Raw genomic sequence first — 17,922 nt, forward strand, 5'->3', positions numbered from 1 at the left:
TTAAATAAAACTGCCCATGTAATACGAGCCCGCATATCCTACGGTGTAGCAAATTAATAAATGCAGCGATAAACGCAAGTAGCTCATAAAGGTAAGCGCTTTAACTTTACTCATGGCAATAATGCCCGCAGCCGACCCAATAATAAGCATTGAACCGCCCACGCCTGTTGCATACGTAAACGACAACCAGTGTTGTTGGCTCATTACTATATCGGCTTTTAATAATGCAGCGGTAAGCGGTACGTTATCGACCCCTGCTGATAATATGCCCATTAAGTAGTTTGCGTATTCTGGTGCCATTACCGTGTATAGGTCGGTAAATTTACTCAACATACCAATTTCTTTAAGTGCGCCTACAAGTAAAAGTACACCTACAAAAAACAATAATGTGTCGTATTCTATATCGCGAACAAAATCGATTATGTCTTTGTTTATGTCTTTTTTGCGCATTAAAAATTGCGCCACTAAAAACATCACTGATAAGCCAAACAAGAAAGTTAATAAAGGCGGTACGCTGTAAATTACACTCAGCGTAAGTGTGCTCACTACAGTAGATAAAAATATAACAGCAATGGTTATGTCGGCTTTTTCAATCCGGGTTTTACCTGCACCAGCAAACTCAACACGCCCTTTCATACCTATAGACAGTAACGCGGCAAGCAGCATAACGCTTGCAAGTGCTGGCGCTATAAGTAGTAATAAATGAGCAATGGTTACTTTGCCATCTAAAAATATCATTAGTGTGGTTACGTCACCTGTTATTAGCGATACCCCACCTGAGTTAACCCCAAACACAATAAGCGTGGCGTATTTAATGAGTTTTTTAGGTTCAAGTTTTAACGACATAACAACCGCGAGCGATATAAGCGTCGCTGTTACGTTGTCTGAAATCGACGAAAACAAAAATGCAAATCCACCGACCAAAAACATGAGCTTTTTTTCGCTAATACTTTTTGGCATAACACGGTGCACAATATTTTCTATAAACCCCTTTGAATTTAAATACGCTACAAAGGTCATTGCAGCCATTAAAAATAGCCATAATGAGGCAATTTCTAAAATATTTTCGTTTAGGAGGTGTTGAATCGTATCGGGGCTTTGCCCGTGTAGAGGGTATATAAAAAGAAGAATCCAGCAAAGTGTACCAAAAAACAGCGTGGTTTTAGCTTTATTTACATGGATTATATCTTCTATAACGATCAGTAAAAATGCAATCGCTATCAGGGTTAGAATAATCGAGGAAACCATGGTAGTTAAACAACCTTTGATATAGTTTTAAAGAACACACAAATAACATTCCATTTCATGTGCCTATTTTCGGCGCGAATTTTAGCACTGCCTCTATGCAAAAACTATTATTAAATGGTCTTAAAAACGAATACTATATACAGACAAGGTTAATTAAAAATACGTAATAATGAGTCTTCTAAAAGAACTCAATAATAAAATACTAGGATGTTGTAACCCCTTATGATCCCAGCTAAAAAGCTGCTAAACACCATAACCGAACATTGGGGTGTATTAGCGCTATTATTTAAACGTTTTAAAATGGCTGACTTTAGCCTAAAAGACGTACAAAACGCGATTAAGCAAAAGCAGCCTACGTGGTCAAACGAACGCATTTATAAAGAAACAAATCGTTTGTTAAACCAAGATATTTTAATTCCACTGGCTAAATCCTCTCAGCTTGAAATAAATCGTGCTATTGCTGATTTTGCTACTTTTTTACTGCAAGAAGAGCATTTAGGTTTAGCGCAAGAAATTAGCGTATTAGTAGAGGACCTAGCTCGTTTAGGTAACCGCTTAGATAACGCTGGCGAAATAGAAGACTTTGACGATTTGCGCCGCTACAGCCGCATTATGGATGATCGGGTGCGTAAAATAATGAAGCTCTATACGCACAACGAAAACGCTATTTTAAACATTGTGGAACAAGCCAAATCAAATAATGCAGTGCAATCGCTGCAAAAGCGTTATAAAGCGGTAATAGAAGCCTTTGACGAATACATAGAGCCAATGCTTGAAATGGTTGATATTCGTGGTGAATTTCATGCGTGTTTTATCCTCATTGAAGAGCAAATAAGTAAGCAAATACTGCACATTGAGCGCTCAGGTAAAGCGTATAACGACAAACGTATGCTGGAGCAATTACGTACCCGTATACTCGAAATGCATTTAATGGGCCGAGAAAGCTTACGTAAAAGTGCCGATATGCTTATGCCGCTACGCGAAGAGTTACGTCGTAATAACTTAATTACTCGCCAAGCAGCCAAAGTACTTGGGCTGGTGCGCAAAAATGGCGTAGACAACATGCTAAGTGCTGTACAGCCACATTTTGTGAGCGACGCGCAGCGATATTCGTTTGGTCAGCAACGCCATATCGTGGCTTACATGGCAAGCTTGGTTGAATTTGAACACGAAGAATACCAATTGCCTGACCAGCAAGACGTGCCTGCATTTGTTACGCCTAATATTCCTGACTACAACGATGTCAAAACCAGCTTTGCTAAGCGCTTTAATAAAAAACGCAAAAAGCCGCAGCCCTTGCTGCAATTTTTAGACGAAAGCTACCCAGATCTCGATGCCGACGAAATGCTATTTTTGTATCAAAAATTAGTCAGCGACAGCGATATTAAAATAATTCAAAGCGATGAAAAAGCCCGCGTAAAAATTGCCGGTCAGCACTTTTCTTTATATCCATTTAATTCAGAGCCTCAGCCAGATTCAAAGGCAGGTAAATAAACCATGACACACATAAATTTAAACGAGCTAACCCATCTACAAGCCATTAATAAAAAATTAGTAGCGGGTTATCACATTTGTGAGCAAGACAACGTAATGTGGCAAGAGCTTGACCAACACATAGAAGACTACACCGCCCTATTTACCGCTTTAGGTAACGATTTAAAACACGACAGCCGTGGCTTTTATTATTTTGGTAGCGACGAAAGCACGCCAAATATGGGCAAAATATCTCGCGCTATCGCGCTCACCATTTACATTTTAATTGAGCACTACGCCAATACGGGTAAAGATCCAATGCGTGCATTGTTTGACGACGTAAACGATTTAGAGCTTATGCAAACGCTGGTGCAAATTAACAAACATTTGTTTGATCAGCTTGAGATATTTTCGGGATCTGATTTGCGCAAAGACGTTTACCTGCGCATGGTGCGCCTAGGTTTAGCCCGTGAAGTAGAAGGCGGCTTTATGCTACAAGCGCCAATTCACCGCTATATAGATGCATTAATGGAAGTAAACGAAGAAACCTATATTACAGAGGACGTGGAATGAAAAATCTATACGGACTAAGCAAACTCGCCCTACTTAACACCGCGGGCTATGCAAAATGTGTGATCCCGCTTGATAAAAGCAGCTCTATTTGCGCGCCTAATAACACAGGTAAAAGCTCGGTTATTAACGCCCTGCAGTTTCCGCTTATTAACGATTTACGCTTAACAGAATGGGACGGACACGATTTAGATGAAACCCGTAAGTTTTATTTTTCATCCGATCAGTCGTACATTTTACTAGAAGCTAACTTGCCTCATGGCTCGGTAGTAATAGGCGTTGCGGGACTTGGTAAAATTGCCGGTTACGCGCATCAGTACTTTTGTTATCAAGGAAAGCTTGATTTAGAGCAGTACACGCAAGGTAAAACTATTATTAAATTTACCAAGCTGTTCAACCATTTAAAATCGCTTAACTACAACCCTATTGAGCTTAAAGCACAAGAACTCAACGCGCTACTTACTGGCGGCGCAACCCCATTTGACGGCGACATTAACTTAAAAATGATCCCGCTTAATAATGTGCAAGACTCCTCTATTTATAAAGAAATATTTAGACGTATTCTTAACTTACATAAATTGGGCGCAAGCGACGTAAAACGCTTTATGTTACGCGTGTTTGAACGTCATATGTCGAACTCTAAAGTTGACTTTTATGAAGTATGGCGTCGCTCGTTTGATAAAGTAAATCGCTCAAAACGCGAATTAAAAGCCCTTGAGTCAATGCAAGAGCCAATAGCAGCGCTTGAATCAATGCTTGAAAACCAAACCGTGCTTAAAGGTAAATTAGCCGCATACGCACCTAAAATTGACCAAGCACTGATTGATTTTGATACCTATCAAGAATCGCAACTTAATGAGCTGGGTATAGCGCTTGAAGATATAGAGCACGAAAAACACGAGTTTGAGCAAAAGCAAAGCCTATACGTACAGCAATCGCGTGATATAGAGCGTAGACAAACTCAAATTGAGCAGTGGTTTTTAGATTACGATGCGCTTAAAAGCGAGTTTGAACTAGTAAATAAAGCCACGCTTAAAACCAGCCTGACTCAGTTAAAGCAAGATTACGAGTCGCTTTCGCACTCTATAACCAGCGCACAAGGGCAAAGCCTACACACGCTTGACTACCGCATTAGCGAAACACAAAAACAAATTAAGAGCTTAAAGCTGCAACTTAAAAATCTTGAGTTTAATTTGTTTACCCGCATGCGCGAAGACCTCTCTTTAAAAGAAGTAGAGGAAATATCGCGGATTTTAAATCCTGATATTCTCTCGTTTGCGACCACCACTAATGGCGATATAACCATTGATGACGAAGACGCCTTTGGTGAGTTTTTATCGCTATTAAGTGAAAACGTTAAAGGCGGCGTATTAACGCTACCAGGTGCGAGCATTAAGCTTAAAAAGCTCTCGCCTGTGCAAATGCAAAGCGGCGAAAACAAAGAGCAATTAACCGCTCAGTTAAATGCTCTTGAGCATTCACTTAAAGAGTTTAAACAACAGCGCGATGTTGCAGCAAACGTTGCCGACAAGCAAAAAGAGAAAGACGCGTTATACGATGAGCTTATGAGCGCAGAGAACGCGCTAAAACGCTTAGAGCAGTTTGATATAATGCAGCAGTCGGTTGAAGCGCAAGCCATGCTAAAAGAACAGTTATTAGCTGAGCGCGAACAAGTTGACGACTACCTGCAAGATATTCAAAAAAATAGTGGCTCAATTGCCGATCGTCGCTCGTTAATTAAATCTAAACAAGAGCAAATTAATCGCCAAACTGAGCGCCTGCGCCAAGTTAAAAGCGAGCGAATTGACCACACGCTTGATTTATACAGCGGTAAAGTAACCCCGTACATGATTGATATAACAGTTGACTTTGATAACTTAAGCGATCTTGTTCATCATTTTAATAAAGACTGCCAAGAGCTGCGTAATTTTGACATAAACGTACGCAACACTTATTTGCATGTATATAACGCGGGTATTACTAAATTCGACAACGAAAACGATGAGTTTACTAAATACCAAAAGCTAATAAGCGCCTTTCATAATATTGATAACGAACGCGACGCTGTTGAACGCCAAGCACGCGTTGCGCTTACCGAAGTGGCCGCAACTATTAAAGGCTTGCGAGAAGATTTAGACCGCCTTCGTCGCGAAATGAATAGCTTTAATAAAGGCATAAGCCAGCACCGTATTTCAAACCTGCAAGCGTTTAAAATTAACGTAATACCGCGCAAAATGCTGGTTGATAGTATAGATACTATTATCAGCACGTCGCATCAGTTTGAACAAGGCGACACACTTGATTTACTGAGCCAAGAACCGTACAGCGAAAGCGCAGTAAACGAAGCGAAAGATCACTTAATTAAACTCGCCTCAGATAAAGCGGGTTTAACACTTACCGATTTATTTGATATTCGATTTGAAGTGGTTAACCGCGCAGGTGAAACCGAACACTTTGAAAAAATAGATTCGGCGGGTTCAAACGGCACACGTATTACGATTAAGTTATTGTGTGGCATGTTGTTTATTCGTTACTTATTAAGCGATCAGGAACAAAACCTATACCGTATACCTATTTATATAGATGAAGCGGCCGACATTGACCCACAAAATCAAAAAGCAATTATAGAAACCGCACTAAGCTTTGGTTTTGTGCCTATATTTGCCTCAGTTAAGCCACAAATAAGTTGTGACTACATTGTGCCTATTCGTTCAGTAAAAGACGGTGCACAAAACTGGGTAGATGAAAAAGATTGGATTGAAGTTGAACACAATTAATTGGCCGTTAAGGCAAACCAACTAAACTAAAATATAGGACGTTTAAATAATACACATTTAAACTATGTGTGTTATTTTAAATTAATGCATTTTATTGGAGCAAACGTAATGAAAAATATACTTATTGTTGCAGCGCTAGCACTTCTTACAGCCTGTACACAAACCCCTGATTGGGATTACGATAAATCAGCCAACTTTAGTAATTTTAAAACATTTGCTTGGGTAGAAAACGCCAGCCTAACTAAAGACACAAATAACTACCAAATTAATGGCCTAATGGAAAAACGTGTTCGCACTGCCGTTAACGCAAAACTGAGCCAAACACTAGGTATGAGATTAGTTGATGCAGCAAATGCTGATGTACTTGTTAACTATCATGCATCGGTTGATAAAGAGCTTGAAGTAGATACATTTAATGTAAATTACCGCCCGCATTGGGGTTATTGGGGTACTGGTTTTCAACGCGACACAACCGCGCGTGAATACGAAGTGGGCACACTGATTATTGATATTGTGGATCGTGAATCAAACCAGCTTGTATGGCGCGGCGCGAAAGAAGGTCGATTAAAGAAAAATCAATCGCCAGAGCAACGTGAAGCATCAATTAATAAAACAGTGAGCGAAATTTTAAGTAACTTCCCGCCACAAAAACAGCAGTAAGTTAAAATTAGCTATAAGTAAGTTTTAAAAAAGCTCACAGTACGTGAGCTTTTTTGTGGATGTGTATTTTTGGGCTTACAGACTTAAGTAATTACGAGCTACGCTCGTCACGTCAGCAAGCTGCACGTCTACAAAAAAACACCGCGTCAAACTTTACCTGTAGGCGCTAAGCTTGCTTGCGCGAGAAGCGGTAGCTTCTAATTAACCTGAATCTCGTTTAAGAAATTGAACTAAATGCCTGTTCCGAGATCCGATCTTTCGACCAAAAACGATTGGATAAGCAAGGAACAGGCATGATTAAATTAGTTGAATTATTTTGCGATGTCGATGATTTTTGCAAAGTATTTATACCCCAATGGGAAAAACAATTACTCGAAGATGGCACCCAAAAACGTCAGCGTTCAGGACGTATGACGACCAGTGAAATTATGACTATTGTTATTAGTTTTCATATGTCACATCACCGAGATTTCAAAAATTACTACCTTGGCTATGTATCACTTATGTACAAAAGTGAATTTCCCAACTTGCTCAGTTACACACTATTTTTAGCCGTTATGCCAAGGGTAATTGTGCCGATGTGTGCCTATTTTACTTCACTTAAAGGTAAACCCACAGGCGTTGAATTCATTGACTCCACATGTATTAAAGTGTGCCATAATATTCGTATTCCAAGACACAAAACCTTTGATGGAATAGCCCAGCGTGGCAAAGGAACAATGGGATGGTTTTATGGCTTCAAGCTACATTTAATCGTTAATCACCATGGTGAAATTGTTGCTGCGAAAGTGACAACAGGAAATGTACATGATACTCAACCAGTGCGTGAGTTAGCGAGCTGCCTGACGGATAAATTATATGGTGACAAAGGGTATTTAAGTAAAGCTTTAGAAGCCGATTTACTCGATAAAGGGGTAAAGCTCATTACGACGGTTCGCAAAAATATGAAGGCAAAAGCGATGTCATTATGGGATAGAGCAATGCTTTCAAAACGCTTTATAATCGAAACAATTAATGACCAGCTCAAGAACATATCCTTCATTGAACATTCAAGACATCGGAGTATGAACGGCTTTATGTTGAATTTAGTCGCTGGATTGGTGGCTTATTGCTTGAAAGAAAAGAAGCCACACCTTAATTTAACTGACGTAGAGCTTAACGCATTAGTTATCGCTTAAGCAGAACTCAGGTTAATTACTTTATAGCGCTATATTCCATCTTAAATTACGAGCTGCGCTCGTTACGTCAGCAAGCTGCACGTCTACAAAAAACACCGCGTTAAATTTACGATTTATACTTATGCAGTAACTCAAGCGGTATATGGCAATAGTCATCAGGATGATTAGTTAAACGGTCTTGATGCTCAGGATCGCTTGGCACGTAGTTAGTTAGCAGCTCTACCCCTACCACAATTTTATCGGCATCACTGCGCTTATTTATATAATTGCTTGCTGCATCTAAATGGGTTTGGTTTTTGCTGTAAATAGCAGTGCGGTATTTAGGGCCTACGTCATCCCCTTGTTTATTAATGCTGTATGGGTCAATAATTTCAAAAAAGTAGTCAAATAACTCGTTTAAGCCAACCGCTTTTGGATCAGAAATGACCTTTACGCATTCGGCATAACCATCGTATTCGCCGTTAGTGGTTTTGCTTGTACCATTAGCGCGCCCTGCTTCAGTACTTATTACACCAGGTAAGTGCTTTAAAAACTCTTGTACGCCCCACAGGCAGCCACCAGCAAAGTAAATAGTATTATATTCTTTAGTATCCATTATAAATGTTACCTAATAAGTAATTATACCGATTGCATTAAAATAGTGTTCTATTATAGCGCCAAGAAAATAGCGCAATAACAAGGCGAAAATTATGACATATAGTTGTTCTATATAAATAATTTTTAACGCAGTGAGTGCGCTATTTAATGCGATAGGATGATCATGTTTTTAATAAAGTCGGTATTACGTAAATGGTTATCAAATGCAGTTATTAACAAATTAATGTACAATCGCGCACAAAATGACTGCTGTTACATTTAGTTATTTTATCATGCTCAAATATAAGCTTTAAAATTAATTGTAACCGCAGCTACAAATAAAAAATGATGAGAAACACATGAATCGCACACCACACCTTATAATACCTGCAATATTATGCAGCGTTACTGCATTTGCTAATGCTAATACGCTATCTGATGAGTCGGCAATCGAGAAAATAACGGTTGAGGCCTCACCCACTGCAAATAAGTTGCCAGTAGGTACATTCGACTCGCCTATTTCTAATTTAGAATATGACCCTCGTGTTGACCTTCAATCGCGCAATATGGCTGAGGCGCAGGCTGATGTAACTATACGCGGCGGTATTTTCGAAAACACCGGTTTTAGAGTAGGAAGCGCTACCCTGCTTGACCCGCAATCTGGGCATTATTTTGCTGAAATCCCCATTGCACCGCAAATGCTAAGCGGCCCAGATGTTTTAACCGGTGCCGATAACGCACTTTACGGTATGAATAGCTCTGTAGGTACGGTTTCATTTGGTTGGAAACCGATTATTACTGGCGGTAGTGTATCCCTTGGTACTGGTACAAACGACTTTAATCTGCAAAGTATTCACGCTGCTAAAACCACACAACTTGATAGTTTAGTTAACTATACTCTGGGCTTTGAAGGTGAGTATTCTCATTCGCAAAGTGATGGCACCATTGATAATGGCGATCATGACTTCTCGCGCGCCTCAGCTCGCGTGCAATTAGCAAGCGATCACAGCCAAACAGATTTATTTTATGGCTCGCAAGATAAGTTTTTTGGCTGGCCTAACTTGTACACCCCTTTTGGCGTTAACGAAACTGAAGATTTAGAAACCCGTCTTTGGATGCTTAATCACAAGCAAAACTACGCTGATAACAGCAACTTTGAAGTATCTGCTTATTATCGTACCCATGACGATCACTATATTTACTCGCGCGAAAATCCTAGTGCATTTGAAGCTTTTCATAAAAGCGAAGTTAAATCGCTTGGTCTTTCGGGTCGCCATGCACAAAGCGATGCACTGGCAATAAATTACTCTGCACAATTTATTGATGATTCGATTGAATCAACAACACTTGAAAACAACTTTACCTCACGAAAGTATTACAAGCTGAGTATATTGCCTGAATACACAATAGCGCTAAAAAACCAACAGCTTACCTTTCGTTTAGGCGCAGCCTATGACGATACAAATCGTGATGATGCTGAAGTATCAACTATTGGTGACATAGCCTTAAACACCCAAAATAGTGACGGCACAGCGCAAACTCTTTACTTATCATACGCGCAAGCGAGTCAAGTTGCTGGCTATACAGCCATTGGCGGCAGTGATTCAGGCGGGTTATTTAGAAGTAACTACAACCTTGAGCGCGAAACCACATCAAACTTGGAGCTTGGTTTATTACTTGAAGAACAAAGCTGGCAGTTAAACTCGGCTATTTTTTATCGAAAAGATAATAACTTAACCGATTGGACCTTTAATTTTAATTCAACCTCAGCGCGCTTTGCAAACCCAGTTGATATTGATACTGCAGGGGTTGAATTTTTAGCGACTAAGCACTTTGATACAGCAAAACTTATAGCAAGCTACACGTATTTACATAAATCAGAAAACTACGGCGCAGCCGATATCGATGCCAGCTTTTACGCATTAAACTTTCCTGATCACCGTTTAACACTTGGCGCTGTTTACAACCCAACTGATATTTTAGAATTTAGAATAGATAACGAATGGCGTACACAACACAAAAATGCACTTAGAAACGGCAATGACAACGCGTTATTTACCCAGCTAACGCTTAAAATAACTCCGCCACAGTTGAGTAATTTATTTATCACCTTAGCGGCAGATAACTTATGGGATGAGTCGTTTGAAGAAATACCAGGTACACCTGGGCGCGGTGAGCAATATACGTTAAGCGCAACGTATAGTTGGTAACCATTAACGTAAGCAAGCTTCACGTCTACAAAACAACCACAAACCTACACCTTGGCGGTAGACGTAGAGCTTGCTCGCGTGAAAAGCGCAGCTTTTAATTATTTAGAGTCCAGCGACTTTTACCGTCTTTGTGAACCTTATTGACGGGCAATGCCCGTAACGTAAGCAAGCTTCACGTCTACAAAACAGACACAAACCTACACTTTGGCGGTAGACGCAGAGCTTGCTCGCGTGAAAAGCGCAGCTTTAATTACTTAAAATAAATACTCACTAATAGATAAGTGTAAATAGATGTGTATTAAAAATGAGGATTAAGTGAGCTCTTCGAGCTCTGTAATAAGCGCTAGGGCTTGTGCATTTGTTGACCCGCACACATCAAACGTGGCGCTAAAATCGCTACACACTTTAGGCCGACTTTCATCACCAAATAACTTACATAAATTACGTTCGTCCAGCTGAATACAGCGCTCTCCGGCTTTTTTACCATTTGGCATACCTGGAATAGGCGAACTAATACTGGGTGCAATACAACATGCGCCACAGCCTAATCTACACTCCATCGATTCGGTTTTCATAATTACCTCTGAATAAAAAACACTTACTTTAATTCCTTTTTAGGAACGTAATTAACCGCATATTGAGTTGCAACACACATATGTAATGCTTTGTTACATCTTAAAACAGCTTGTAAACACTTTATTGCGTATTATTGCTCTGTCACCAACTATTATGAAGGAATGCCTTGTGGCTACTACAAAACAAATAATACTCCCAATCGCTGTTTTAGCAGGCGGCATTGCGCTAGCTATAGCCTTTAAGATGATGAAACAGCCACCAGAAGAAAAGCCAGAGCAAGATTTACGTCCTTTAGTAGCAACACAAAGCGTACTTTTAGATTCTATAACGCTCGATGTTAAATCGTACGGCATTGTTAAACCCAAGTATCGTACCGAGCTAATAGCACAAGTTAGTGGGCAGGTTATTTCGGTATCAGATCAATTTGTTGAAGGCGCGTTTGTAAAGCAAGGCGATATTTTAGCACGAATTGATGCAAATGATTACGAGGCAGACTTTATTGAAGCGCAAGCAGGTTTAGCACAAGCAAGCTCAGCACTTGAAATAGAACGCGCACAAGCACATGTAGCGAAAGCTGAGTGGGAGCGTATTAAGTCAGACTCAAGCGAAGCTATTGCCTCAGAACTTTATTTACGTAAACCACAACTGGCCGAAAAACTAGCGCGTTACCGCTCTGCTCAAGCAAGTGTTAAACGTGCTAGCCGCAATCTTGAACGTACTTATATTAAAGCCCCATACGATGCCATTATTAATGAGCGCACAATTAGCTTGGGGTCAGTAGTAAACCCAGGTAATAGTTTTGGCGCACTAAGCGCAACCTCAGTTGCAGAGGTACGTTTACCGGTTGCCGATCAAGAACTGCAATATTTAAAAAATGGCGGCGTAGGCTCAAATGTTACATTTAACGCAGAATACGCAGGTAAACAAACAATGTGGCAAGCCAAAGTAATTCGCACCGAAGGTGTGGTTGATCAAACAAGCCGCATGAGCTATTTGGTAGCACAACTTGCAACACCTTATGGCGATAAAACACGCCCTCTTCGTTTTGGTTCGTACATTAACGCTACCATTGAAGGTCGCCCGCTTGATAACGCAATTATTGTTGCGCACCACTTAGTTAAAGATAATAAAATTGTAATTTTAAATGACGATTTAACATTGTCGTTTAAAACCCTCAATATTATACGCGAACAAAACGGCATGATTATAGCCAGCCAAGGGTTAAACAATGGCGAGCAAATTGTTACCTCAGCGCTTGAATACCCAACTGAAGGTATGGCAGTAAAAATTGAAGATATTGCGCCTGATAAAACTGATGTAACTCAACTTGCGCTGAAAGAGGAATAATCATGAACACTCGTGAAACAGGGTTAATAGCATGGTTTGCCCGAAATCCCGTTGCAGCCAACCTACTAATGATATTTATATTAGTGGGCGGTATCTTAATGGCGATGACCATTCGCAAACAAATGTTCCCACAGTTTGAAAGCAACTGGATAAGCGTACAAGCAGTTTACCCAGGTGCAGCCCCGCAAGAGGTTGAAGAAGGCATAACCATAAAAGTTGAAGAAAACCTCGAAGGTATTGAAGGTATTAAACGCCTAATTACTTACTCTAACCGTGGTTTTTCACAAGCCTGGATTGAAATAGAAGAACAATACAACCCACAAGAAGTACTTGATGAAATTAAAGTACAAGTTGATTCAATAAACACCTTTCCTGCAGGGATGGAACGCCCTGTTGTTCGCCGCGATAAGTTTGAGCAAGAAGTAATGATACTCGCGCTTTACGGCGACATGAGTAATTACCAGTTAAAAGAGCTTGGTAACGATATAAAAGACGAGCTACAAGCACTGCCTCACGTGAATCTTGTTAATTTTAACGGCGGCTTAGAATACGAAATTGGTATAGAAGTCAGCCCCGATAAACTGCGCGAATATGGCTTAACATTTAGAGATATTGCAGGCGCGGTGCAAAACTTTTCGGCAAATATGTCGGCGGGGCAAATACGCTCTGAAAATGGTTATATTTCGATGCGTGTTGAAAAACAAGCCTACCGTGGTTTTGAGTTTGAAAAACTGCCACTTATTACCCTTGCTGATGGCGCACAAATTTATTTAGGCGATGTAGCAACTATTAATGATGGCTTTGAAGAAGGTCTACAATATTCAAAATACAATGGTAAAAATTCACTCTCGTTTGAAGTAAACGCATCAAAAGATCAAGACATTACCGATGTAGCAAAAGTCCTTAAAAGCTACATGGCAACTAAAGAGCCACTTTTACCTGCAGGCGTTAAGCTCTCTCCTATTGTTGATTTAACTTACTACCTTGAAGGTCAACTCGATATGATGGTCGATAACATGATTTGGGGTGGCTTGTTAGTAATGATAGTGCTGGCACTATTTTTACCGCTACGCTTAGCATTTTGGGTAATGATGGGCTTACCGGTGTCTTTTCTGGGCGCCTTTTTGTTTATGCCTATTGGCTTTTTAGATGTAACAATTAACCTAGCCTCTCTTTTTGCCTTTATACTTGTACTCGGGATTGTTGTTGATGACGCCATAGTTGTGGGCGAGTCAGCCAGTGCCGAAATAGAAAAATACGGCCACACACTTGATAACGTAGTACGCGGTGTTAAACGTGTTGCGATGCCAGCGACCTTTGGTGTACTAACGACTATTGCGGCATTTTTACCACAAACACTCGCAACCGGCCCTGGTGCTGCTTTTTCTAAAGCCATTGGTGGCGTTATTATTTTATGTTTGATTTTTTCACTCATTGAATCAAAACTAATTTTACCTGCGCATATTGCAGCAATGAATCCACGTAAACCAAACCCTAAGAATCTATTACATCGCTTACGTATGGTGATTGATAGCAGCTTAAAAGGCTTTGTGAATAACTACTACCTTCCTTTTGTTAGCCGCTGTATTCATTATCGCTATACAGTGATTGTCGGCTTTATGTGTTTGCTTATTGTAAGCGCAGGTATGTTTGCAGGTGGTTTAGTTAAGTTTGTACCAAACCCAAAAATACCGCACGACTTTCCTCGTATTGATATAGAAATGAACCTTGCTTCATCTGAGCAAGCAACGCTTGAAACCGCACGTAAAATAGAAAGCGTGTTGTTAAAGGTCGATCAGCAACTACAAGAACAATACGGTAAACCGATGATCCGTGACTTATCCGTAAGCCTGCGCGGGCGAACTGAGGCAAATATTATGGCTATTTTGGTAGAGCCTGATTTACGCCCTATCGACACCTTTGCCCTAAGTGCATTATGGCGCGAGCAAATGCCCGCTTTACCTGGCGTTAAAACCATGACCATTCAAGACAGTATAATGAATGGCGGTCGAGATGATGGCGACGTTAGCTTTAAACTTGAAGGCAAAAATGCTAACGAGCTAAAAGAAGTGGCTGGTAAATTAAAAGCTAAATTACAAACAATGGAAGGTGTTGGCGACGTAAACGACTCAATGCAAAGTGCCACCGACGAAGTGCAACTTGATTTAAAACCACTCGCTTATAGCATGGGTTTAACGCTTGCTGATGTCGCATCGCAAGTTAGCTTTAGTTACTACGGCTTAGAAGCGCAGCGAATATTGCGTGAAGGCGAAGAAATTAAAGTCATGATCCGCTACCCAGAAGACGAACGTAATTCAATTAGCGACATAGCAAGTGTGCGTATTATTACGCCTACAGGCGCTGAAGTACCGCTAAGTGAAGTAGCCGAAGTTAAATTGGTTGACGGTGTAAACCGTATTCGTCGCGAAAACTCTAAACGCACTGTAAACGTATGGGCTGCGGTAAATACCGACCAAGCCGAACCATTTGCGATTGCTGAGGAAATTCGTGACGAATACTTACCAACATTACTTAAAAGCTACCCTGGCGTTACAAGTGATGTAGCTGGGCGCATTCAAGAAGAGATGGATAGCGCTTCAGAACAGTTTCGTGACTTTGGTATATCAATGATGATTATATTTGCTTTATTAGCGATTCCACTTCGCTCTTACTCGCAGCCACTTATTATAATGTCGGTTATTCCGTTTGGTGTAGTGGGCGCTATGTTTGGCCATATGATTTTAGGTATGACTATGAGTAGCTTATCTATGTTTGGCATTATTGCTGTAGCGGGTGTGGTCGTAAATGACTCCCTCGTTATGGTTGATTTTGTAAATAAAGCCCGCGCCGAAGGTGTTGCAATTAAAGATGCAGTAGTACAAGCCGGTGCTCGTCGCTTTAGGGCAATACTACTCACCTCAATCACTACCTTTATTGGTGTAATGCCAATTATTTTTGAAACGAGTTTACAAGCTAAAATTGTTATCCCAATGGCTGTATCACTTGCTTTTGGTGTGTTATTTGCCACAGTAATTACACTGATACTTATACCGTGCCAGTATGTTGCACTAGAAGATGCTAAACGATTAGTTCGTAAAATGCGTGGCAAGCCACCACTAGTAGATGCCCAACCAGCGCCTACAAATAGTTAAATTAAGTAATATCCCAACCAAAAAAGCTCGGCATATTATATGCCGAGCTTTTTATTTTTAGCTTAAAGGTAATATTCGCCTATTTGCTAATACTGTCTCTACTACCCATTATTTAACAAGCAGGATTTATTAACAATCCTAATAATTGAGAGAAATATTGCTCGTTTTTTATCCCTAATACGTTATGGTATTTAAATAATAAATATACATAATAAAGTTAAGGAACAGCCATAAATACATCTCCCTCTGATCATATTCCTCAAGAAGCCTTTGATTGGTATGACGAATACGCCCACGGTTTAATGGACCGACGTACTTTTATGAAAAAACTCGGTGGTCTTGCTGCACTTGGCTTTTCGATGGCTGTACTTACATCAGCATTATTACCTAATTACGCCTTTGCTGAACAAGTGTCGTTTAATGACGATGATATTAAAGCAACGTACGAAGAATTTGATTCGCCAGACGGGCACGGTAAAGGCAAAGGTTACTTAGCAACCCCTAAAAACATAGAAGGTAAGCTCCCTGTTGTACTCGTGGTACACGAAAACCGTGGTTTAAACCCGTACGTAAAGAATGTAGCAAGGCGTTTAGCTAAGGTCGGTTTTATTGCATTTGCACCTGATGCACTTTTTCCACTGGGTGGCTACCCTGGTAACGATGATGAAGGACGTGCTATGCAAAAAACCATGGGACGCGCTAAAATTCAAAACGATTTTGTAGGCGCTGTCGGTTTTTGTTTTGGTGGCTACATTGTTAATTATTTAGCTGCTGTAGATAGTAATTTAATCAGCGCTGGCGTGCCTTTTTACGGCACTCCCGCCAGTAAAAGTTTACGTAAAAATATTAAAGCACCGTTAATGATTCAATTAGGCGAGCTGGATAAACGTGTAAACGCGTCGTGGCCACAGTACGAACAAGATTTAAAAGCTAATAATGTTGAATACACTATGCATATGTATAAAGGAGCAAATCATGGTTTTCATAACGACTCGACAGGTCGCTATGATAAAGACAATGCCGAGCTTGCATGGTAACGTACCGTTGAGTTTTTTAATAAAAAGCTAAGTTAACGAATACGATAAATGCCACCAGCTCTAAGCCGGTGGCATTATTAAAAATACTTGGTTTTTTATCAACTTTAAACTTTTTTAGTACGCATAACTAATAACGACAACAAAACGAGTAAATAAATACTCAAAGAGCCACCGCTGCTAGAGCCATCTTTATTCTCGACTTTTGCAATTTTTTCTTCTTTAGCACGTGTTTTAAACCTTGATAGTTCTGCATCTAAATTAGTAGTCATATCACTAACTGCTAGATTAAAACCTTCAGCCGACTTTTCAGATAACGTTTCATCAATACCTATTGCTGTTGTTCTTTTTTCAAGTTTACTTATACCTGGTGATCTAAATAACATTTTTCTACTTTTAATATCAAAAACAGCTGTATCCACAAAGGTTTGAATTGTATTTTCATTACCTGGAATAACGTACATACCCACTATTGTCCAATAAAGTAAGGCTGCATTATTTTCATACGATTGCGTAACTTGATCATATGAAACTAGTGCCATTACATCTACATCGTAAAGCCTCCCGACTTGCTCGAGTGTTGCAAAACCTTCACCTCCTTTTAAATAGGTACTTGGTATAACTTCAATGCGGTCAATGTAATCATATTGTAGAAATGACTTTTTGACTTTTTCGAGTAACTCGACTTGGTTTTGGGTCTCTAACCCGTCTGGCTGCCAGTTTTTAGACGGTACAAATGCAATTCCGACGGTAACAGGGAGTTTTAAAACAGGTATCTCAGGTTTATAGGTAGAGCGGCTTTGTTGATCAGGATATAAGAAGTCCATTAAGCTACTAGATTGTGTATTTTTACCTGTATTGTTACTCACAAACGAACTACAAGAAGCAAGTAAGGTCGCCATAAAAATAATTATATATTTATTAAATTTCACATTTATTCCTTTTTATTTTTAATTTAATTCAGTTACGTGCCAAAGCTCACCCGATGGTCCCCATAAGTAAATAACGCTACCCCAAGGGTCTAGGGCGTGTTGACCTTTGGTGGTTGAATTTGCAGCTGTGTGTTTGGTATTTAGGCAAGGCAGAGCCTATGATATGTGGTTGTTCCCCATACATAGGCG

The 17,922-nt window shown here is 40.1% G+C and carries 13 protein-coding genes; 9 read left to right on the plus strand and 4 right to left on the minus strand.

The features are described from left to right. Window positions 1–1,248, minus strand: coding sequence for a sodium:proton antiporter NhaD (gene nhaD / locus AC0VZ4_RS12280; protein ID WP_475439808.1), 1,248 nt, complete (start codon window positions 1,246–1,248; stop codon window positions 1–3). Window positions 1,249–1,470: 222 nt separating this feature from the next. On the opposite strand from nhaD, the gene AC0VZ4_RS12285 reads away from it, so the two are divergent. The 5 genes from AC0VZ4_RS12285 to AC0VZ4_RS12305 all read left to right on the plus strand — a co-directional run bounded on the left by AC0VZ4_RS12285 (window position 1,471) and on the right by AC0VZ4_RS12305 (window position 7,906). Beyond that, window positions 1,471–2,742, plus strand: coding sequence for a hypothetical protein (locus tag AC0VZ4_RS12285; protein WP_475439809.1), 1,272 nt, complete (start codon window positions 1,471–1,473; stop codon window positions 2,740–2,742). Window positions 2,743–2,745: 3 nt separating this feature from the next. Beyond that, window positions 2,746–3,294 carry a condensin complex protein MksE gene (locus tag AC0VZ4_RS12290; RefSeq protein ID WP_475439810.1) on the plus strand — a complete coding sequence of 183 codons (549 nt, stop codon included), beginning with the start codon at window positions 2,746–2,748 and terminating at the stop codon, window positions 3,292–3,294. After that, entirely contained in the window at window positions 3,291–6,068 is a 2,778-nt protein-coding gene (locus AC0VZ4_RS12295) for an ATPase (RefSeq protein WP_475439811.1), read from the plus strand. The genes AC0VZ4_RS12290 and AC0VZ4_RS12295 overlap by 4 nt, the downstream gene beginning before the upstream one ends. Window positions 6,069–6,176: 108 nt before the next feature. Beyond that, complete coding sequence (locus AC0VZ4_RS12300; RefSeq protein WP_475439812.1) at window positions 6,177–6,728, plus strand: DUF4136 domain-containing protein; 552 nt, start codon at window positions 6,177–6,179, stop codon at window positions 6,726–6,728. Window positions 6,729–7,021: 293 nt separating this feature from the next. Further along, window positions 7,022–7,906: an IS982 family transposase gene (locus tag AC0VZ4_RS12305; protein WP_475441613.1), complete on the plus strand. Its 885-nt coding sequence runs from the start codon at window positions 7,022–7,024 to the stop codon at window positions 7,904–7,906. A gap of 106 nt (window positions 7,907–8,012) precedes the next feature. Here AC0VZ4_RS12305 and AC0VZ4_RS12310 read toward each other — a convergent pair whose 3' ends face one another. Continuing rightward, window positions 8,013–8,501 (minus strand): peptide-methionine (S)-S-oxide reductase, encoded by a 489-nt coding sequence (locus AC0VZ4_RS12310; protein ID WP_475439813.1) that lies wholly within the window; start codon window positions 8,499–8,501, stop codon window positions 8,013–8,015. Between the two features lie 340 nt (window positions 8,502–8,841). On the opposite strand from AC0VZ4_RS12310, the gene AC0VZ4_RS12315 reads away from it, so the two are divergent. After that, window positions 8,842–10,692, plus strand: a complete 1,851-nt coding sequence (locus AC0VZ4_RS12315) for a TonB-dependent receptor plug domain-containing protein (protein ID WP_475439814.1) — start codon at window positions 8,842–8,844, stop codon at window positions 10,690–10,692. Window positions 10,693–11,003: 311 nt separating this feature from the next. Here AC0VZ4_RS12315 and AC0VZ4_RS12320 read toward each other — a convergent pair whose 3' ends face one another. Then, window positions 11,004–11,267 carry a YkgJ family cysteine cluster protein gene (locus AC0VZ4_RS12320; RefSeq protein WP_475439815.1) on the minus strand — a complete coding sequence of 88 codons (264 nt, stop codon included), beginning with the start codon at window positions 11,265–11,267 and terminating at the stop codon, window positions 11,004–11,006. A gap of 169 nt (window positions 11,268–11,436) precedes the next feature. On the opposite strand from AC0VZ4_RS12320, the gene AC0VZ4_RS12325 reads away from it, so the two are divergent. The 3 genes from AC0VZ4_RS12325 to AC0VZ4_RS12335 all read left to right on the plus strand — a co-directional run bounded on the left by AC0VZ4_RS12325 (window position 11,437) and on the right by AC0VZ4_RS12335 (window position 16,804). After that, on the plus strand, window positions 11,437–12,615 hold the full coding sequence (locus tag AC0VZ4_RS12325) for an efflux RND transporter periplasmic adaptor subunit (RefSeq protein WP_475439816.1): 1,179 nt from the start codon (window positions 11,437–11,439) through the stop codon (window positions 12,613–12,615). Between the two features lie 2 nt (window positions 12,616–12,617). Next, entirely contained in the window at window positions 12,618–15,767 is a 3,150-nt protein-coding gene (locus tag AC0VZ4_RS12330; protein WP_475439817.1) for an efflux RND transporter permease subunit, read from the plus strand. A 230-nt stretch (window positions 15,768–15,997) separates the two neighbouring features. After that, window positions 15,998–16,804: a dienelactone hydrolase family protein gene (locus AC0VZ4_RS12335; RefSeq protein ID WP_475441651.1), complete on the plus strand. Its 807-nt coding sequence runs from the start codon at window positions 15,998–16,000 to the stop codon at window positions 16,802–16,804. Between the two features lie 104 nt (window positions 16,805–16,908). Here AC0VZ4_RS12335 and rhlP read toward each other — a convergent pair whose 3' ends face one another. After that, the gene (gene rhlP, locus AC0VZ4_RS12340) at window positions 16,909–17,703 is read right to left on the minus strand and encodes a rhombotarget lipoprotein (RefSeq protein WP_475441652.1); all 795 of its coding nucleotides are present in this window, start codon (window positions 17,701–17,703) and stop codon (window positions 16,909–16,911) included. Window positions 17,704–17,922: the final 219 nt, after the last annotated feature.

This window comes from Pseudoalteromonas sp. QJM3NY_22, assembly GCF_056173065.1.